The organism is Streptomyces sp. NPDC001852 (assembly GCF_042891825.1).
GTDB lineage: Bacteria > Actinomycetota > Actinomycetes > Streptomycetales > Streptomycetaceae > Streptomyces.
Window position 1 is genome coordinate 247,673 of the sequence record NZ_JBIATN010000005.1, and the last position, 17,653, is coordinate 265,325.

The window sequence follows — 17,653 nt, forward strand, 5'->3', positions numbered from 1 at the left end:
CCTCTTCTCTTCATCCGGCCCCATCCCACTCCGACAGGAGCGCACGCATGCTCCAGCACGGCAACGACGCCGGGCGCCCGGCCACCACGTCACGCCGGCGTTTCCTCACCGCGGCGGCGGGCACCGGCGCGGCCCTCGCCGCCCCGGCCCTGCTCACCGGTTGCGGCACGGCACAGGCGAAGGGGGGAAACCTCCAGTTCTGGAACTTCTACGGCCCCCAGCGCTCGCCCGATCCCGCGATCAACGCCCAGTCCAAGTGGTTCGTCGACATGGTCGCCACCTGGAACCGCACCCACAAGCAGCAGATCGACCTGGTCTATCTGCCGCAGCCCACCTACCTCAACGGCTTCAAGCTGCCGTCCGCCTTCGCCACCGGCGAGGGCCCGGACATCTTCCTGCTCTCGCCCGGCGACTTCCTGCGCTATTACAACGGCGGTGTCCTCGCCGACCTCACCCCGCACATGGACAAGGCCGCCATCGACGACTACGGCTCCGCGCTCGACAGCCGCAAGGTCGACGGCAAGGTGTACGCCCTGCCCATGGAGATCGAGCCGCTGGCCATGTTCTACGCCCAGGACGTGTGGGAGAAGGCCGGCCTGTCCGAGGCCGACATCCCCACCACCTGGGACCAGATGCTCGACATCGGCGACAAGCTGCGGACAAAGACCCGGGCGGGCCTCGTCTTCGAGACCCAGCCCGGCTACTACCAGAACTTCACGTGGTACCCGTGGATGTGGCAGGGCGGCGGCGATGTCATGGACCACCAGGGCAACGTGGTCTTCGACTCCAAGGCCACCCGCCAGGCCCTCGCGCTGTGGCAGGACGCCGTACGCCACGGCATCGCCCCGCGGACGGTGCCCGCCGCCGACGACGTGATAGGCGGCTTCAGGGGCGGCAACGTCGCCATGTGGCAGCAGGGCATCTGGAACGTCTCCAGCTTCAAGGCGTTCGCCCCCGAGTACCGCTACGGCGTCTTCAGACTGCCCGTCCCGGCGGGCGGCAGGTACGTCACCACGCTCGGCGGCTGGTCCTTCTGCGCCAACGCCCAGGGCCGCAACCCCGAGGCCGCGGCCGAGTTCTGCGTCTGGGCGCTCGGCTCCATGAAGGACGACTCGGTCAACCGGATGGTCGACTGGTGCGTCGGCGCCAAGTCCGACGTGGCGCCGCGCGCCAGCGCCCTGGAGCGGGGCGCCGCGAAGGGCGGCTACGACTCCGAGATCATGAAGAAGTTCAAGGACGAGATCTTCCCCGGCGGACGCGCCGAGCCGCGCTACCCCCCGGTCGTCTACAAGGCCATCTCCGACGCCATCCAGGGCACCATGCTCGCCGGCCGCGGGGTCGCCGGTGAGGCCGAGAGAGCCGCCCAGTCCATCGCTGCCTACACCAAGAGCTACAAGGGGGCGAGCCTGATATGAGCAGCGTCGCCGCACAACAGCGCCGGCGGACCGCCGCCCCGGCGGAAACGTCCGCCTCCGCGGAGAAGCCGCGACTGAGCCGCAAGCACCGCGAATGGCTGGCCGCGGGCCTCTTCCTGGCGCCCGACGTCCTCGGGCTCCTCGTCTTCGTCGCGATCCCGATGGTGCTCTCCGTCGCGCTGAGCTTCTTCCAGGTCAGCGGCTTCGGCTCGTACCAGTGGATCGGGCTCGGCAATTACCGGCGGATGATGCACGATCCGCTGTTCTGGGACTCGATGAAGATCACCGGCGAGTACGTCGTGATCCTCGTCCCCGTCCTGTTCTGCGTGAGCCTCGGCCTCGGCCTGCTGGTCAAGCAGAAGCTGCCCGGCGTCGGCGCCTTCCGCACCGCGCTCTTCCTGCCGTACGTGATCAGCCTCGTCGTGGTCGGCGTGCTGTGGAAGTTCCTGCTCGACGAGCAGACCGGTGTGGTCAACCGGGCCATGCGGGCGGCCGGTCTCGACGGCGAGTCCTGGCTCGGCAGCCCCTCGCTGGCCCTCGGCTGTGTCATCGCCGTCATGGTCTGGGTCATGATGGGCTACTACATGATCATCTTCCTGGCGGGGCTCCAGGAGATCCCCAGGGAGTTCTACGAGGCCGCGAAGCTGGACGGCGCGGGTCCGTGGACCACCTTCCGCACCATCACCTGGCCGCTGCTGCGTCCCACCAGCTTCTTCGTCCTGCTCATGTCGACGGTCGCCGCCATCACCGGAGGCCTGGACCTGATCTTCGTGCTGACCAACGGCGGCCCCGCCAACGTACTTCACTGGCGATCTTCTACATCTACCAGCAGGCCTTCGGATTCGGCGAGTACGGCTACGCGTCCGCCATGGGCTCGTTCCTGGTGCTGATCATGGTCGTGATCTCCGCCGTGATCTTCAAGTTCACGAGAGGCGGGAGGTTCGACGATGGCGAGTGAGGCCCTGACGACCCGGGCGGGCCGGGCGACCCCGACGGGCCGGCGCCGGCCGCGCTCCGCACGCGCGGGACTCACGGCCCTGGCCGTCGTCCTGTCCCTGATCAGCATCTTCCCGGTGCTGTGGATGGTCACGTCGTCCTTCAAGACCCGGGCCACGGTCACCGACGGAAACCTGATCCCGAGGGACTTCACCTTCGACAACTTCGTCTACGTCTTCACCGAGGTCCCCTTCGCCCGCTACCTCTGGAACAGCTTCTTCATCTCCGCGGTGATCACCGTGGCGGCGCTGTTCTTCCACTCCATGGCCGCCTACGCGCTCGCGCGGCTGCGCTTCCCGGGCCGTGAGAAGCTCTTCGGCGCGATCTTCGCCACGCTGCTGGTCACGGCCCCGGTCGTGCTGATCCCGCTGTTCCTGGTGGCCCGCGAGCTGGGCCTGCTCAACAGCTACGCCGGCCTGATCATCCCGGCCGTCTTCAACGCCTTCGGCATCTTCCTGCTGCGCCAGTTCTACCTGGGGCTGCCCAGGGAACTGGAGGAGGCGGCGATCGTCGACGGCTGCGGCCACTGGCGGGTGTACTGGAACATCGTCCTGCCGATGTCCCGGCCCATCCTGTCGGCCCTGGCGATCTTCTTCTTCCTCGCCAACTGGAACGCCTTCGTCTGGCCGCTGGTCGCCACCAACGACCAGTCGCTGACGGTGGTCCAGCTCGGCATCGCCTCGTTCCAGAACCAGTACACCTCCAACTGGAACTACATCCTGGCGGCTGCCACGGTCGCGGCACTGCCCATGCTGGTCCTGTTCTTCGTGTTCCAGCGGCAGATCGTGGAGTCGATCAAGACATCCGGACTGAAGTAGCTCCGGACGGGCGAAGAAACAGCCCCGGACGAACCAAAAGGGGCGCGGTACCGGCCACTTGACCGGTACCGCGCCCCTCCGCACGTTGCTGCGGCTCACGGCCCGGCGGTGCTCTCCCGCACCTGGAGCCTGGTGCGCAGCACCACGGTCTGCAGCGGCGACGGCTTGCCCTCGATGCGCTGCAGCAGCAGATCGGCAGCGGTACGGCCCAGTTCGTACGAGGGCAGTTCCACGGCGGTCAGGGACGGCCGCAGCAGCGACGCCCACGGCACGTCGCCGAAGGACAGCACACCGAGGGACGGGGGAGTGCGCCCGACCTCGCGCAGCGCGTCCAGGACACCGATCGTCATGAGGTTGTTGGCGACGAACACCGCGTCCGGCGGCTCGGGCAGCGCCAGCAGCTCGCGCATCGCGGCCCGGCCGCCCTCGACGCGGAAGTCGGCGTGCCGTACGTAGGCGTCGCCGGCCGGGACGGCATCGGGCGCGGAGTAGACCGCCATGCGGTACCCGGCCAGGCGTTCCTCGGAGGTGGAGGCGCCCCGGGGGCCGGTGATGCAGGCGATCCGGCGGTAACCGGCCTGCAGCAGATGGCGGGTGGCCACCTCGCCGCCGTGCTGGTTGTCCACCTGCACCGCGTCCACCTCGGCCTCGTGCGGCCGCCGGTCCACGGCGACCACGGGCACGCCCCGGGCGAGCAGCGGCCCCAGGTCCGTCTCGTCCTGCGAGGCCGCGGCCACGATCACGCCGGCCATCTGCTCGCCGAGGGCGACCTCGAGGTAGCGGCGCTCCTTGTCGGTGTCCTCGTCGGAGTTGCACAGGACGACCGAGAGGCTGGTGCGCTGCGCGGCGTCCTCGACCCCGCGGGCGAGCGAGGTGAAGAAGGGGTTCTCGATGTCCGGGATGATCAGCGCGATCACGCTGGAGCGCTGCTTGCGCAGCGACCGGGCCACCCGGTTGGGCGCGAAGCCGAGAGCGGCGGCGGCCTGCTGGACGGACAGGGCGCGTTCCGGTGTGACCTTGCCGCCGTTGAAGACACGCGAGACCGTCGCCGGGGACACCCCGGCGGCTCGCGCCACGTCATGGATCGTCACCACTTGAGTGCGCATCCTTTCAGCCGTGTGTGCCACCACCCTACCCCGTGTCTGAAAAGGATTTCATCCGAATCGGGTCCGCGCCAGGGAACGGTCAGCCTGCGGACATGGGGGCGCGGAGACGGATGGTGCACTGACGGCACGGCGTCCCCGAGTTCGACGTACGCAAGAGCATGCTCTCCCGGCCCGCCGCCGCCTCGGACGACAGCTTCGGGCGTCGGCCGCGGCGGATGAGGAGGAGTTGCCGATGACCTCGCACCAGCGGCCCGCTTCCGCACCCCCTGCCCGAAGCGGCCTTCCGCGACGTGTACCGCCGGTTGCGGGAGCAGGTCCCGGACGGCGAGGACGGGCGGCGCGGCGCGCTGGACCTGCTGACGCCGGAGCGGGTGGTGGCGGCCGCCGCCGAGGTCCGGTGCGGGCGCACGGTGTCGCCGGCCGCGCCCGTCGAGACCCGGTCCGGGCCCGACAGTCCGGCTGCGGCACCAACTGCAGCAGATGCTCGGCCGAGCATCGGTGCGGTCAATCCCTGCCTGACGGCCATCGCCGACGCCCTCCGCGTGGGCGACCACCTGCTGGAGCGGCTCCGCTGACCCTCCGGCCGCGCCCGGGAAGCCGACCGGGCGAAGATCCTCGGCCGGGCAGCCCAACCCGGTCCACCCCGGCATGCCGCCACCCCTCGGCGGTGCTTGTCTGATGCCCGGACCTCCGGGCGACGGGCCCGGCGGACGCGGGCACGCAGTGGAGGAGCAGGGCATCGTGAGTTCCACCGAGGGTGCACCGCAGGGCGTGGTCCCCACCCACCTGCTGCGGGGGCAGAAGGCGCTGGTGACCGGCGCGAACTCCGGGATCGGCAGGGCGACGGCCGTCGCCCTGGGCCGGGCGGGGGCCGATGTCGTGGTGAACTACGTGGCCGGCCGCGACGAGGCCGAGAAGGTGGTCGAGGAGATCACCGCGTTCGGGGTCCGGGCGGCCGCCTACGAGGCGGACGTCTCCGACGAGCAGCAGGTCGTCGCCATGACGGACCGGATGGTCCAGGAGTTCGGCACGATCGACATCCTGGTCGCCAACGCGGGACTGCAGCGGGACGCACCGGCCACCGACATGACCGTCGCCCAGTGGCAGAAGGTCCTGGACGTCAACCTCACCGGGCAGTTCCTCTGCGCCCGCGAGGCGACCAAGGAGTTCCTGCGCCGCGGGGTCGTCCCCGAGGTGTCGTGTGCCGCCGGGAAGATCATCTGCATGAGCTCGGTCCACCAGGTCATCCCCTGGGCCGGCCACGTCAACTACGCCTCCTCCAAGGGCGGCGTACAGATGATGATGGCCACCCTCGCCCAGGAACTCGCCCCGAAGCGCATCCGCGTGAACGCGGTCGCCCCGGGAGCCATCAAGACCCCCATCAACCGCAGCGCCTGGGAGACACCGGAGGCACAGCAGGACCTCATGCGGCTGATCCCGTACAGACGGATCGGTGACCCCGACGACATCGCCCACGCCGTCGTCGCCCTCGCGTCCGACCTCATGGACTACGTCGTGGGCACCACCCTGTACGTCGACGGCGGGATGACACTCTTCCCGGGCTTCGCCACCGGCGGCTGACCCACCCCATCCCGCGCCGCCCGGAGACCACCTCACATGCACACGGTCCTGCTGCCGGCGGACGTGCCGCCGCAAACGCTGCCGGCCAGGTCGATGACGGCCTTCACCCCGGCCTCGCACATCGCGGCTCGCGGACCAGGCGGGCGGGCCGCGGTCGCCCGAGGAGACCCCGGAGACGGACACGCCGTACGGGCCGCGCTCCGCCGGGAGCAGGCTGTGATCGCCGGGGTCGTCGCGGCCGTCCTGCTGCTCGCCGTCGCCGCCTACGCCTGCGGCGGCGGCACCGACTACGGAGCCGGGTTCTGGGACCTGACCGCGGGCGGAGCGGAGCGCGGTGAGCGCCCGCGCCGGCTGATCGACCACGCGATGGAACCCGTCTGGGAGGTCAACAGCGTCTGGCTGATCTTCGTGCTGGTCATCATGTGGACGGGTTTCCCGGTGCTCTTCCAGCGCGTGTTCACCACCATGTGGCTGCCCCTGGCACTGGCCGCCGTCGGCATCGTGCTGCGCGGCGCCGGCTTCGCCCTGCGGGGGCCCGTACGGCGGCCGGCCGGACGGCGCCTGTACGGTGCCGTCTTCGCCGTCTCGTCGCTGCTGACGCCGTTCTTCCTCGGCGCCGCGGCCGGGGGAGTGGCCTCGGGCCGGGTGACCGCCACGGCGACGGCGTCGACCGATCCCTGGGCCAATCCGACCTCCCTGCTGTTCGGCCTGCTCGCCATTGCGGCCACCGGATGCTCCGCGCCGTCTTCCTCGCCGCGGACGCCCGGCGCTTCAACGCGCCCGATCTGGACCGGTACTTCCGCAGGAGGGCACTCGGCGCCCCCGCCGCCGTCGCCGTGCTCGCCGTCATCACCCTGTTCGTCACCCACGGGGCCGCACCTCATGTGTGGCACGGGCTCACCCACGGCGTGGGTCTCCTCTTCGTCGTCGTCGCGGTACTGGCCACGCTCGCCACCGCATGGCTGCTGGCACGACCCTCCGGAGCCTGGTCCCGGGTCACGGCGGTCGGCGTGGTCGCGCCGGCCGTCATCGCCTGGGGCATGGCCCAGCGCCCCTACCTCGTCCCGACCTCGCTGACCGTCGCCCAGGGCGCGGGCGCGCACAGCACACTGCGCTGGCCGGCGTTCGTCATCCTGGTCGCCGTCGTACTCGTCTTCCCCGCGGTCGCCCTGCTGTACTGGCTGGACACCCGCGGCGAGCTCGAGCGCCTCACCGACACCGACCTGCGGCGCGGTGCCGTCACCGACGAGGGCTGACCCGGCGGGGGGCGGGGGGACACGCTCGTCCTCCTCGGGCCCACACCGCCGGAGGGCTGACGGGCCGGGACTACCGCCGGTTCAGAGCCTCGTTCAGGGTGATGGCCGAGTCGATGAGGGCAAGATGGGTGAACGCCTGGGGGAAATTGCCGAGCTGACGGCCCGTCGGATCGATCTCCTCGGAGAACAGGCCCAGATGGTTGGCGTACCCCATCATCTTCTCGAACACCAGCCTCGCCCTGTCGGTCCGTCCCGCGCGCGCCAGGGCATCGACGTACATGAACGTGCACAGCGAGAAGGTGCCCTCCGAGCCACGCAGGCCGTCGGGCGAGGCGTCGGGGTTGTAGCGGTAGACCAGGCTGTCGCTGACCAGTTCCCGCTCCATGGCGTCCAGGGTCGACGCCCACATCGGATCCGCCGGCGTGAGGAACCCGACCGTCGCCATGCGCAGCAGCGAGGAGTCCAGTACCCCACTGCCGTAGCGCTGGACGAAGGCCTGCCGTTCCTCGCTCCACCCCTTGGCCATGACCTGCTCGTACACGGCGTCCCGCTCGGCCTGCCAGCGTCCGGTCGCCGCCGGCCACCCGTTCGACTCCGCGAGGCGCAGCGCGCGGTCGAACGCCACCCACGACATGACCCGGCCGTAGGTGAAGTCCTGGCGACCGCCGCGGGTCTCCCAGATCCCCTCCTCCGCCTGGTCCCAGTGGTCGGCGAGCCAGTCCAGGTCCTCCCGCATCGAGGTCCATCCCCTGTGCCCGACCTGGAAGCCGTGCCGGTGCGCGAAGTAGATGCTGTCCAACGCCTCGCCGTAGATGTCCAGTTGGAGCTGTGTCGCGGCGCCGTTGCCGATCCGCACCGGCGCGGAACGCGCATAGCCCTCCCAGTGGTCGAGGATCTGCTCGTCCAGGTCGGAGGAGCCGTCGACCTTGTACATGATGTCGAGCGGGCCCGTGTTCCCGGTGCTGCCGACCCGTTCCCTGACCCGGTCGCTCAGCCAGATGATGAATGCCCGGGCCTCGTCCGTGAAGCCCAGTCCCAGCAGGGCGTACACGGAGAAGGAGGCGTCCCGGATCCAGGTGAAGCGGTAGTCCCAGTTGCGTTCGCCGCCCAGCTGCTCCGGGAGGGCCGCGGTCGGGGCGGCCACCACGGCGCCGCTGGGGGCGAAGGTCATGAGCTTCAGCGTGATCGCGGAACGCTCCACCACCTCCCGCCAGCGACCGGTGTAGCGCGACTGCGCCAGCCAGGAGCGCCAGAAGGCAGCCGTCTCGTCGAAGAGCCCCCGGTGTTCTTCGTCGACTACCTCGCGGGGCGGCCCCTCGGCGCCCATCTCCAGCATCAGCCCGCGCTGTTGGCCGGCCCGAAGGGTCAGCGAGAGGTGCAGGTCGGCATCCCGGTCCGTGAGAACGTCCATCAGCCGGTCGTCGTCCGGTTCCCGGATCGGGTGCACGGTGAGTTCGGTGCCGTCCTCCGCGACGAAGACCGCTCCGTGCTGGGTGATGCGCAACTGGTGGGACCTGCGTCCGTAGTCGAACCGCGGGGCGATCTCCACGTCGAAGGTCATGCTGCCGCGCACACAGCGGACCAGGCGGACCAGCCGGTGGCGGGAGGTGGCCGTCGTACCGGTGACGGGCATGAAGTCGAGCACCTCACCGGCGCCCGCCTCGGTCATGAACCGGGTGACCAGGATCGCCGTGTCGGGCAGGTACAACTGCTTGGTCGCATGGGTCCGGTGGGCCGGCCGGACCGTGCAGTGCCCGCCCTTGTCCTTGTCCAGAAGCGCCCCGAACACACTCGGCGAGTCGAACCGCGGGCAGCAGAACCAGTCCACCACTCCCTCGGTGGTCACCAGCGCCGCGGTCTGCAGATCGCCGACCAGGCCGTGGTTCTCGATCAGCGGGTACTCGTCCATCGGGGCGTCCCTTCCGGTGTGCGATTCACCCGAACGCCCCCTTCGATCAGCCTAGGCCGGGGCTCCGGCGAGGGCCTGCCGGAGGGCACCTCACCGAGCGCCCGTTTCGGTCCAGGACCGCGACGGCGTTCCCCACCGTGCGGGTCCGGCGGATCTGGCGGATAGTGAAGGAAGGACGACGTCCCCGGCAGCTCCCCGTACTTGAGGAGGCTCGATGCCTTCTTCACGGTCGCTGGCCGCGCTCATCGGCATCGCGTCGCTCGGCATCGCGCTCAGCGCATGCCAGGACCAGGCGTCCGGTCAGGTAGTGGCGCGAAGCGGTGTCAGGCTCGTGGAGACCGTCTCCAACCCGTCGATCCACGGATGTCACCGCTTCTCCGAGGGCGTGACCCACGTCAACAACCAGACACAGAGCAGCCTGCTCCTGTACACGACACCGGACTGCACCGTACCGCCGGGTGGGCAGAGCACCTACCTGGACATCGGTGCGACGGACCAGGCCGTCAGTACCGCGGGCCTGTGGCGCAGCTTCTCCTTCGCCCCCGAATGAGCCGAACTCCGGTCGGTACGGCGCCGGCGCGCGGTCTGCCGGTGCGTCGCGGGGGTGTGGTCAGCGGCCGGGAACGGGCAGGAGACCCTCCGTGTACTGGGCGCGCCCGTGGCCGAAGGACCAGTCCTGGGGTCCGTTGGCGATGATCTGGAACCGGTCCCGCTCGGGGGCAGGCTCGCCCTTCGTCAGAGGTTGATCATGTGTCCCGCGAGGCCGTGCAGGGCGTCCTGCACCGACTCGCTCAGCGTGGGATGTGCGTGGACGTTCCTGATCAGCTCGTTCACGGTCAGGTCCCACTTCTGCGCCAAGGTCAGTTCCGGCAGGAGCTCGGTGACGTCGGGGCCGATCAGGTGGGCGCCGAGCAGTTCGCCGTAGCGGCCGTCACCGACCAGCTTCACGAATCCGGCGGTGTCGCCGAAGCCGTGTGCCTTGGCGTTGGCCGTGAAGGGGAACTTTGCCACGCGGACGTCGAAGCCCTGGGCGCGCGCCTCGCTCTCGGTCCAGCCGAAGCTGGCGATCTGGGGCCGGCAGAAGGTGGCGCGCGGGATCATGCGGTAGTCCAGTTCCATGGTCTCGGCGCCTGCGATGCTTTCGGCGGCGACGATGCCCATCGCCTCGGCGGCGTGGGCCAGCATCAGCTTCGCCGTGACGTCGCCGATCGCGTAGATGTGCGGCCGGCTGGTGCGGCAGTGCCCGTCGACGTCGATGGCACCCCGGTCGGTGAGCCGTACCCCCGTGCTGGACAGGCCGTAGCCGCTGGTCCGGGGCTGGAATCCCGTGGCCTGCAGCACCTTCTCCGCCTCCAGGACCTGCTGCCGGCCGCCCTGTTCGACCAGCACGCGGACTCTGTCCTCGTCCTCCTCGATGGACTGCACGCGTGCCGAGGTCAGGACGTGGATGCCCTGGCGTTTGAAGCGTCTGGTGAGCTCGGCCGAGACCTCCTCGTCCTCCAGCGGCGCGATGCGGTCGAGGAACTCGACCAGCGTGACCTGAACGCCGTAGGAGCGGAGCAGGGTGGCGAACTCGAGGCCGATGGCGCCGGCGCCGGCGATGACCATGCCGGCCGGAAGGCTGTCGGCGAGGATCTGCTCCTCGTAGGTGACCACGCGCCTGCCGAGCGCCGTACCGGGGAGCAGCTTGACGGTCGCACCGGTGGCGATGATGCAGGAGCGGAAGGAGAGCGTCGCCTCGCTGCCGCTCATCCGCACCTGCAGCGTGTGCGGGTCGAGGAAGGTGCCCTGGCCCTCGAACTGGGTGATCCCGTTCTTGCGCATGAGGTAGGTGACGCCCTTGGCGCGTCCCTCGGCCACCACCCGGCTGCGCTCGTACGCGGCCCGGTAGTCCAGGGTGACGTCGCCGCTGATCTTGACCCCGAACTTCTCCGCGTCGTGCAGGAACAACTGCGCGACCTCGGCGTTGCGCAGCAGCGCCTTCGCCGGGATGCAGCCGATGTTCAGGCACACGCCGCCCCAGAACCGGGCCTCCACGATGGCGGTACGCAGTCCCAGCTGTGCGCAGCGGATGGCGGCCACGTATCCGCCGGGGCCGGCGCCCAGAACCACGACATCGAAGTCACTGTCCGTGCTCATCCCTCCACCTTAGGAGCGTCGGCCGTCGCGGTCGCGTCGGTGCCGACGTGGCCCACGTGCACACCGACGACCGGCGTGCCCGGTCCCGCAGTGGCGGAGGCGCGGCCGGCGTGAGCGCGCCTTCGCCCGAGGGCGTCAGGCGACCGTGAGTGTGATCGCTCCGGTGTGGGTCGTGCCGGACGTGACCGTGGCCGCGGTGCCGTCGACCGTCATGGTCACGGACCTGCCGGCCGGGGCCCGCACGGCCGAGTCGCCGTCGAGGGCGAGCCGGGTCAGGTACGAGTGCCGGTGACCGTCCACGTCGAGCCGCCGGTCAGCTGCGCGATGGCGCCGTTGTCCACGGCCGCCTGCACGGTCGCGTCCTCGAAGGTGAGGACCATGTTCTTGCCCTTGCGCATGGTTTCCCGGCCAGTCGACCCCTGATTGCCAAGTCCCTTGTCCCATAACGCCGGAGTGCGATGCCGGCAGCGTAGGGTGGGCCTTTGGCCGGAACAAGGAATGCGCCGGGAAAGGTCTATCGGTGCTTCACAGCCGCCGGACGCGCAGCACGCCGGTCAGCATCGGGAGAGTGAACTCGCCGCGGGCCGTCCCCGGTCTGCTCGCGAGGAATGCGCGGATCCGGCCCAGCGTGACGTCTCGTTCCCGGTCCGGCACGACCAGCACTCCCGCGCGCGTCGCGATGGTCGCGACGAGAGAGTCAGCGGTGCGGCGCTGCCCGCGCGGGAACTCGGCCTGCTCCGGCGAGCCGAATCGCGCGGCCACGCCAGTCCCGGGAAGGTGCATGCCGGACGTCTCGGCGCGCCAGGCGACAGGCGTGTCCCGTGGGCCGACGGCCGCGCTCCCGCTGACCCGCGCGAGCCCGGAATCCCAGTCGACCCGGTCGTCCATGAGGTTCCACAGGCCGGCCAGGACGCCGCTGGGCGCGAGGACCCTGGCGATCTCGGGCCCCGCGACCGCCATGTCGAAGTGCATGGAGTTGCCGGCCAGCACGGCATCGACAGAGGCGTCCGGCAGCGGTATCGCCTCGGCAATGCCCGACAGGGCACGGACGTCCGGCAGCGAGCGGCGCAGCTCGGCCGGCATCCCCGGGTCCGGCTCGACCGCGATGACTTCGGCACCCAGTGCGACCAGCGTGGCGGTCAGCTTGCCGGTCCCGGCGCCGAGGTCGAGCACGCGCGGGCCGGGCGCGGGTTCGAGCGCCCAGCGCACCGCGGCGGGCGCGTAGTCCGGTCGGTGTTCGGCGTATGCGACCGCCGCCGCGCCGAACGACGAGGCGTGAAGCAGCCGTTCATCCTGATCCACAGGGTGACGCTGGCGGTGCCGCTTGCGTTCGGCCACCCCGCCTCACCGCCTCGGCACGCCGGTGACGACAACCGGTAGTTCCTTGATGCCGGGACTCGGTGTATCGCGGGCGTATCGAAAATCGCATACGGCACCGCAACCGCCCTCCGCCTCCAATGAGAGGCATGAACCATGAGGCATCCCTGTCAGCACCGCCCCGCCGCACGGGCAGGATCGTGCTCTTCGGCCTGGCGATCCTCGGCGTGGCGAGCGCCGTGTTCGTCGTGCGACGGCCGCTCATGATGTCCGCTCCGAGGTGCATGGCCGGGCGGTGGCACGGCTGCTTCGACACGTTCAACGGTGTGGTGCTCATGACGTTGGTCACGCTGCCGTTGGCCGCACTGGTGGTGTGGGCTCTGGCGTGCCGTCGGCGTGCCGCCGGCATCACATGGGCGTGGCGGAAGTCGCTGGCCGAGGTGGGCATGGTCCACGGGACGGTGCCGTTCCTGTGGATGACCATGATGCCGGGCGCCGGGGCCGGCACCGCCCCCCGCCGGGTGAGCCTGGTGCCGCTGCGGGACCTGCTCACGATGGGCACGGGCGAGATCGTCGGCAACCTGCTGGTCTTCGCCGCGCTGGGATTCTTCGCCCCGATGCGGTTCACGGCGCTGGCCTCCCTGCCACGGGTCCTGGCGCTCGGGGCGGGCTGCTCGGTCATGGTCGAGACCGCGCAGTACGTTCTGTGGCTGGACCGGGTGTCCTCCGTGGACGACGTACTGGTCAACACCGTCGGCGCCGTGCTGGCCGCGCTGGCGTCGCGTCGCTGGTGGCGCACCACGGCACAAACGCCGTCGGACCAGCCTCGCCCCGCGCCGGCACCGGCGGGCTGAGCCGCGTGTCCGGTGCACTGCTTAGGCTTCCGACATGCGCGTACTGATCGTGGAGGACGAGCCCTATCTGGCCGAAGCCGTCCGTGACGGTCTGCGGCTGGAGGCGATCGCCGCCGACATCGCCGGCGACGGCGACGCCGCCCTGGAACTGCTCAGCGTCAACTCCTACGACATCGCGGTCCTCGACCGCGACATCCCCGGCCCCTCCGGCGACGAGGTCGCCCGGCGCATCGTCGCCTCCGGCAGCGGCATCCCGATCCTGATGCTCACCGCGGCGGACCGGATCGACGACAAGGCGTCCGGGTTCGAGCTCGGCGCCGACGACTACCTCACCAAACCGTTCGAGCTGCGGGAACTCGTCCTGCGGCTGAGGGCGCTCGACCGCAGACGCGCGTACGCCCGGCCGCCGGTCCGCGAGATCGCGGGCCTGCGCCTGGACCCCTTCCGCCGGGAGGTCTTCCGCGACGGACGCTACGTCGCACTCACCCGCAAACAGTTCGCCGTGCTCGAAGTCCTCGTCGCCGCCGAAGGCGGTGTCGTCAGCTCCGAAGAGCTGCTGGAGCGGGCCTGGGACGAGAACGCCGACCCCTTCACCAACGCCGTGCGCATCACCGTCTCCGCACTGCGCAAACGGCTCGGCGAACCATGGATCATCGCCACGGTGCCGGGTGTCGGCTACCGGATGGACACCACCCGCCCCGGAAGTACGCATGCGTAGACGCCCAGGGCTCAGTGTCCGGCTGAAGCTCACCCTCAGCTATGCCGGGTTCCTCGTCGTCGCCGGGGCCCTCCTGCTGGCCGTGGTGTGGGTGTCCGTGCTGCGCTATGTGCCCGACACCCCCAAGGGCCTTCTCGGCATCTCGCCCAACCGCTACCTGCTCGAGCACACCTTCGCCTCCGCCGCCGCTGTGGCGATGGTCTTCCTGCTCGGATTCGGCCTCCTGGGCGGATGGTTCCTCGCCGGCCGGATGCTCGCACCGCTCACACAGATCACGGAGGCGGCACGGACGGCCGGGAGCGGGTCGCTGTCCCACCGGATCCGCATGAAAGGCCGCCAGGACGAGTTCCGTGAACTCTCCGACACGTTCGACACCATGCTCGAACAACTCGAGTCGCACGTCGCCGAGCAGCAGAGGTTCGCCGCGAACGCCTCCCACGAACTGCGCACCCCCCTCGCCATCTCGCAGACGCTGCTCGACGTCGCCCGCAAGGCCCCGACGCGGGACCAGGGCGAACTCATCGAACGCCTGCAGACCGTCAACACGCGGGCGATCGGTCTCACCGAGGCCCTCCTGCTGCTCAGCCGCAGCGACCGCGGAGACTTCCCCCGTGAACGGGTCGACCTCTCCCTCCTCGCCGAAGAAGCCGCCGAAACGCTCCTTCCCCTCGCCGAACAGCGTGGGATCACGCTCGACGTCACCGGTGGGGCGGCCCGGACCAGCGGCTCCGCGGACCTGTTGCTCCGGATGGTGACGAACCTCGTCCAGAACGCCATCGTCCACAACGTCCCCGCCGGCGGCACCGTGACGGTCCACACCGAGACGCGGGGCGACGCGGGCGTGCTGCGAGTCGAGAACACGGGCCGTCGGCTCCCGCCGGAACTGGTACCGACCCTCACCGAACCCTTCCAGCGCGGAACGGAACGCGTCCGCACCGACGAGCACGCCGGCATCGGCCTCGGCCTGGCCATCGTGCACAGCATCGTCCGCGCCCATGCCGGGACCCTCGACCTCGCTCCCCGCCCCGCCGGCGGCCTCCTCGTCACGGTTCGGCTGCCCGACCCCCGTTCGTGACCGGTGTACGTCCGACGGTCACAGGTACCGGGCCAGGAACTGGACGCCCAGGCTGGTGGCGGACACCACGAGCCACAGGCAGCCTCCGAGCAGCAGGGGTGCGGGGCCGGTCCGGCGGAGCTTGGCGGGTTCGGTGGACAGGCCGATCGCGGACAGGGCGACGGTGATCAGGAAGACGGCGAGTGTGCTGAGCGGGGCGCGGGCGGCGGACGGGACGAGACCGGCGCTGTTCACGGCAGCCAGGACGAGGAAGCCGGCGAGGAACCACGGCACCAGCCGGCCGACGCGCACCGGGCCGGGCGGAACGCCGGGTACGCCGACGTCGGCCGCCGCGTCCGCCGTCCGCGCGCGTCGGCGGGCGAGGGCGGCGAGGCCCAGGCAGATCGGGATGATGAGCAGCGTGCGGGCCAGCTTGACCACCACCGCGTAGTCGGCCGCGGGGCCGCCGTAGGTGGTGGCGGCGGCCACCACGGACGACATGTCGTTGACCGCGGTGCCGGCGAACAGGCCGAAGGCGTGCTGGCCCATGCCCAGCAGATGCCCGAGGGCGGGGAAGGTCAGCACCGCGGCGATGTTGAAGACGAAGATCGTGGAGACGGCGTAGGCCACCTCCGCCTCGGCCGCGCCGATGACCGGCGTGACCGCGGCGATGGCGGAGGCGCCGCAGATGCCGGTCCCCACACCGATCAGGGTGCGCAGGTCGCGGACGACACCGAGGCGGCGTCCGATCCCGTACGCCGCCGCCAGGCAGACGGCGAGGGTCACGATCATCACCGGCAGCGAGCCGATACCGACCCGCAGCACCTGTCCCAGGGACAGCTGCGCGCCCAGTACCACCACCGCGGCCTGGAGCACTCCGCGCCCGGCGAAGGTGATGCCGGGCTCCATCCGGGCACCGGGGCGCACCGCGACCGCCACCAGTACGCCGAGCACGATTCCGCACACCGGCCCGCCGAGGACGGGGACCAGCCGGCCCAGCGCGGTCGCGACGAGGGCGACGCCGACGGCGAGGGCCAGCCCGGGCAGTCGGGCGGCAAAGCCGGGGAACCGGGCGGCGACGGCGGCGCCGGGCCTTCGAGCGGTGGCAAGGCGGGTGGTCCCCGACGGGGAGAGGCTGGCGTCCTTCATGATCACCACTTTGGTCGGCGCCCTGCCGGCCCTGTAGCCCCTGATCGGGCAAGAGGTCATAGCCCATCTGCATGAGTTGCATGAGTCGGCCATACGCTGGGGCTGTGACAGAGTCCTCCGTGCCGGATCCCCGTACCGTTTCCCTCCCTTTGCGCACGCCCGACCTGGAGTCGCTGCGGCTTCTCGTCCTCGTGGCCGACCTGGGCAGCCTCGGCCGGGCGGCCGAGCGGCTGCGGATCTCCCAGCCGTCCGCCAGCCGACGGCTGTCCACGCTGGAACGCGGGCTGGGACTGGTGCTGGTCGACCGGACCCGTCGCGGATCCCGGCTGACGCTGGCCGGACAGGTCGTCGCCGCCCATGCCCGGCGGGTCCTGGACGAGCTGGACGACCTGCTCGCCGGGGCCGTCAGGCTGCGCGACCGGCGGGAGGCCGAACTGCGCGTCGCGGCGAGCCTGACCATTGCGGAGTACCTGCTGCCCGCCTGGATCAGCGAGCTGCGCGCTCGCCGGCCGGAGCTGTACATCGGGCTGCAGGTGACCAACAGCGAGCACGTGCCCGAACTGGTCGAGTCGGGCGAGGCCGACATCGGGTTCATCGAGGGGCCGCGCCTGTCCCGTGTGATGTCCACGCGGCAGGTGGCCGAGGACCGGCTCGTCGTCGTGGTCGATCCCGCTCACCCCTGGGCACGGCGACGCGAGCCGCTGTCGGCGCAGGAGCTGTCCCGTGCGCCGCTGGTACTGCGGGAGAGCGGCTCCGGCACGCGGCAGACCCTGGACCGTGCCCTGCATCTGGCCGGGTGTGAACGCGTCCGGCCCCTGGTGGAGCTCGGCTCGACGGCTGCCGTGCGCGGCGCGGTGATCGCCGGCACCGGCCCGTCCGTCCTGAGCGAGCTGGCCGTCCGCGGGGACATCGCCGAGGGCCGGCTGATCGGCGTCGAGGTGGAGGGCGTCGACCTCACGCGGGACCTGCGCGCGGTCTGGCCGACCGGGCGGCGCCTGGTGGGCCCGGCAGCGGAACTGGTCGCGGTGGCCCGCCGGGCGGTCGCGGGCGAGCGGCCGGCCCGCCCCGCAAAGGTCTGTGCCGTCCGAGGCGGACCCTGAACCGCGGGGGTTTTCTCCCTCAGGTCGACTCTGACACCGCCGACACGGCAACCCAGGAGATCACGGCCGGCCCTCCTCCGCTCCGCGGGCGCAACCAGTGTCGACGACGCCGTCCAGGCGCTGGGCAGCGAGCAGCGGCGCGAGCGGCACACTGGGCATGGTCATCGTGACCACGTCGCCCGGCCGGACACCCCCGGTCGTGCAGAACGCCGGCGAGCCGGGCGCTCGCCTCGTCGAACTG

17 protein-coding genes and 1 pseudogene are annotated in these 17,653 nt (G+C 70.9%); 11 read left to right on the forward strand and 7 right to left on the reverse strand.

Annotated elements, in window-relative coordinates; genetic code table 11:
• Positions 1-47 precede the first annotated feature (47 nt).
• Genes ACFYZB_RS11370 through ACFYZB_RS11380 form a run of 3 tightly spaced genes read left to right on the forward strand, consistent with a single transcriptional unit; the run spans position 48 to position 3,229 of the window.
• The gene (locus ACFYZB_RS11370; protein WP_388757047.1) at positions 48-1,415 is read left to right on the forward strand and encodes an ABC transporter substrate-binding protein; all 1,368 of its coding nucleotides are present in this window, start codon (positions 48-50) and stop codon (positions 1,413-1,415) included.
• Entirely contained in the window at positions 1,412-2,305 is an 894-nt protein-coding gene (locus ACFYZB_RS11375) for a carbohydrate ABC transporter permease (RefSeq protein ID WP_388757049.1), read from the forward strand. The genes ACFYZB_RS11370 and ACFYZB_RS11375 overlap by 4 nt, the downstream gene beginning before the upstream one ends.
• Before the next feature lie 57 nt (positions 2,306-2,362).
• Complete coding sequence (locus ACFYZB_RS11380) at positions 2,363-3,229, forward strand: carbohydrate ABC transporter permease (protein WP_388757052.1); 867 nt, start codon at positions 2,363-2,365, stop codon at positions 3,227-3,229.
• A 95-nt stretch (positions 3,230-3,324) separates the two neighbouring features.
• Here ACFYZB_RS11380 and ACFYZB_RS11385 read toward each other — a convergent pair whose 3' ends face one another.
• On the reverse strand, positions 3,325-4,323 hold the full coding sequence (locus ACFYZB_RS11385) for a LacI family DNA-binding transcriptional regulator (protein WP_388757055.1): 999 nt from the start codon (positions 4,321-4,323) through the stop codon (positions 3,325-3,327).
• A gap of 302 nt (positions 4,324-4,625) precedes the next feature.
• On the opposite strand from ACFYZB_RS11385, the gene ACFYZB_RS11390 reads away from it, so the two are divergent.
• The 3 genes and pseudogenes from ACFYZB_RS11390 to ACFYZB_RS11400 all read left to right on the forward strand — a co-directional run bounded on the left by ACFYZB_RS11390 (position 4,626) and on the right by ACFYZB_RS11400 (position 7,172).
• A complete protein-coding gene (locus ACFYZB_RS11390; protein WP_388757461.1) occupies positions 4,626-4,910 on the forward strand; it encodes a hypothetical protein in 285 nt (94 codons plus the stop codon).
• A 166-nt stretch (positions 4,911-5,076) separates the two neighbouring features.
• Complete coding sequence (locus ACFYZB_RS11395; RefSeq protein ID WP_351208424.1) at positions 5,077-5,916, forward strand: SDR family oxidoreductase; 840 nt, start codon at positions 5,077-5,079, stop codon at positions 5,914-5,916.
• A gap of 93 nt (positions 5,917-6,009) precedes the next feature.
• Positions 6,010-7,172, forward strand: a pseudogene (locus tag ACFYZB_RS11400) (cytochrome d ubiquinol oxidase subunit II).
• A 70-nt stretch (positions 7,173-7,242) separates the two neighbouring features.
• On the opposite strand, the gene ACFYZB_RS11405 reads toward ACFYZB_RS11400, so the two are convergent.
• The gene (locus ACFYZB_RS11405; RefSeq protein ID WP_388757058.1) at positions 7,243-9,081 is read right to left on the reverse strand and encodes a glycoside hydrolase family 15 protein; all 1,839 of its coding nucleotides are present in this window, start codon (positions 9,079-9,081) and stop codon (positions 7,243-7,245) included.
• A gap of 214 nt (positions 9,082-9,295) precedes the next feature.
• Between ACFYZB_RS11405 and ACFYZB_RS11410 the strand changes: the two genes are divergently transcribed.
• Positions 9,296-9,631 (forward strand): hypothetical protein, encoded by a 336-nt coding sequence (locus ACFYZB_RS11410; RefSeq protein WP_388757060.1) that lies wholly within the window; start codon positions 9,296-9,298, stop codon positions 9,629-9,631.
• Between the two features lie 185 nt (positions 9,632-9,816).
• Here ACFYZB_RS11410 and lpdA read toward each other — a convergent pair whose 3' ends face one another.
• From lpdA to ACFYZB_RS11430, 4 genes are all read right to left on the reverse strand, one after another.
• Complete coding sequence (gene lpdA, locus ACFYZB_RS11415; protein WP_388757063.1) at positions 9,817-11,220, reverse strand: dihydrolipoyl dehydrogenase; 1,404 nt, start codon at positions 11,218-11,220, stop codon at positions 9,817-9,819.
• 135 nt (positions 11,221-11,355) lie between these two features.
• Positions 11,356-11,520 (reverse strand): hypothetical protein, encoded by a 165-nt coding sequence (locus tag ACFYZB_RS11420; RefSeq protein WP_388757066.1) that lies wholly within the window; start codon positions 11,518-11,520, stop codon positions 11,356-11,358.
• On the reverse strand, positions 11,493-11,618 hold the full coding sequence (locus ACFYZB_RS11425) for a hypothetical protein (RefSeq protein ID WP_388757068.1): 126 nt from the start codon (positions 11,616-11,618) through the stop codon (positions 11,493-11,495). The genes ACFYZB_RS11420 and ACFYZB_RS11425 overlap by 28 nt, the downstream gene beginning before the upstream one ends.
• Before the next feature lie 127 nt (positions 11,619-11,745).
• Positions 11,746-12,522 (reverse strand): class I SAM-dependent methyltransferase, encoded by a 777-nt coding sequence (locus tag ACFYZB_RS11430; protein ID WP_388757071.1) that lies wholly within the window; start codon positions 12,520-12,522, stop codon positions 11,746-11,748.
• A 164-nt stretch (positions 12,523-12,686) separates the two neighbouring features.
• Between ACFYZB_RS11430 and ACFYZB_RS11435 the strand changes: the two genes are divergently transcribed.
• Genes ACFYZB_RS11435 through ACFYZB_RS11445 form a run of 3 tightly spaced genes read left to right on the forward strand, consistent with a single transcriptional unit; the run spans position 12,687 to position 15,184 of the window.
• The gene (locus tag ACFYZB_RS11435) at positions 12,687-13,391 is read left to right on the forward strand and encodes a VanZ family protein (protein ID WP_388757074.1); all 705 of its coding nucleotides are present in this window, start codon (positions 12,687-12,689) and stop codon (positions 13,389-13,391) included.
• 34 nt (positions 13,392-13,425) lie between these two features.
• Positions 13,426-14,109, forward strand: coding sequence for a response regulator transcription factor (locus ACFYZB_RS11440; RefSeq protein ID WP_388757078.1), 684 nt, complete (start codon positions 13,426-13,428; stop codon positions 14,107-14,109).
• Positions 14,102-15,184: a sensor histidine kinase gene (locus tag ACFYZB_RS11445; RefSeq protein ID WP_388757081.1), complete on the forward strand. Its 1,083-nt coding sequence runs from the start codon at positions 14,102-14,104 to the stop codon at positions 15,182-15,184. Before ACFYZB_RS11440 ends, ACFYZB_RS11445 begins: the two co-directional genes overlap by 8 nt.
• An 18-nt stretch (positions 15,185-15,202) precedes the next feature.
• Here the strand turns inward: ACFYZB_RS11445 and ACFYZB_RS11450 are convergent, their stop codons facing one another.
• Entirely contained in the window at positions 15,203-16,312 is a 1,110-nt protein-coding gene (locus ACFYZB_RS11450; protein ID WP_388757084.1) for a YeiH family protein, read from the reverse strand.
• A gap of 104 nt (positions 16,313-16,416) precedes the next feature.
• Here ACFYZB_RS11450 and ACFYZB_RS11455 point away from each other — a divergent pair, with 104 nt between their 5' ends.
• On the forward strand, positions 16,417-17,412 hold the full coding sequence (locus ACFYZB_RS11455) for a LysR substrate-binding domain-containing protein (RefSeq protein ID WP_388757087.1): 996 nt from the start codon (positions 16,417-16,419) through the stop codon (positions 17,410-17,412).
• Positions 17,413-17,653: the final 241 nt, after the last annotated feature.

What these genes read in the sequence shown, in the direction of transcription:
- ACFYZB_RS11370 (WP_388757047.1), top strand. Translation starts at nt 48, where the DNA reads ATGCTCCAGCACGGCAACGACGCCGGGCGCCCGGCCACCACGTCACGC.
- ACFYZB_RS11375 (WP_388757049.1), top strand. Translation starts at nt 1,412, where the DNA reads ATGAGCAGCGTCGCCGCACAACAGCGCCGGCGGACCGCCGCCCCGGCG.
- ACFYZB_RS11380 (WP_388757052.1), top strand. Translation starts at nt 2,363, where the DNA reads ATGGCGAGTGAGGCCCTGACGACCCGGGCGGGCCGGGCGACCCCGACG.
- ACFYZB_RS11405 (WP_388757058.1), bottom strand. Translation starts at nt 9,081, where the DNA reads ATGGACGAGTACCCGCTGATCGAGAACCACGGCCTGGTCGGCGATCTG.
- ACFYZB_RS11410 (WP_388757060.1), top strand. Translation starts at nt 9,296, where the DNA reads ATGCCTTCTTCACGGTCGCTGGCCGCGCTCATCGGCATCGCGTCGCTC.
- lpdA (WP_388757063.1), bottom strand. Translation starts at nt 11,220, where the DNA reads ATGAGCACGGACAGTGACTTCGATGTCGTGGTTCTGGGCGCCGGCCCC.
- ACFYZB_RS11425 (WP_388757068.1), bottom strand. Translation starts at nt 11,618, where the DNA reads ATGCGCAAGGGCAAGAACATGGTCCTCACCTTCGAGGACGCGACCGTG.
- ACFYZB_RS11435 (WP_388757074.1), top strand. Translation starts at nt 12,687, where the DNA reads ATGAACCATGAGGCATCCCTGTCAGCACCGCCCCGCCGCACGGGCAGG.
- ACFYZB_RS11440 (WP_388757078.1), top strand. Translation starts at nt 13,426, where the DNA reads ATGCGCGTACTGATCGTGGAGGACGAGCCCTATCTGGCCGAAGCCGTC.
- ACFYZB_RS11445 (WP_388757081.1), top strand. Translation starts at nt 14,102, where the DNA reads ATGCGTAGACGCCCAGGGCTCAGTGTCCGGCTGAAGCTCACCCTCAGC.
- ACFYZB_RS11450 (WP_388757084.1), bottom strand. Translation starts at nt 16,312, where the DNA reads ATGAAGGACGCCAGCCTCTCCCCGTCGGGGACCACCCGCCTTGCCACC.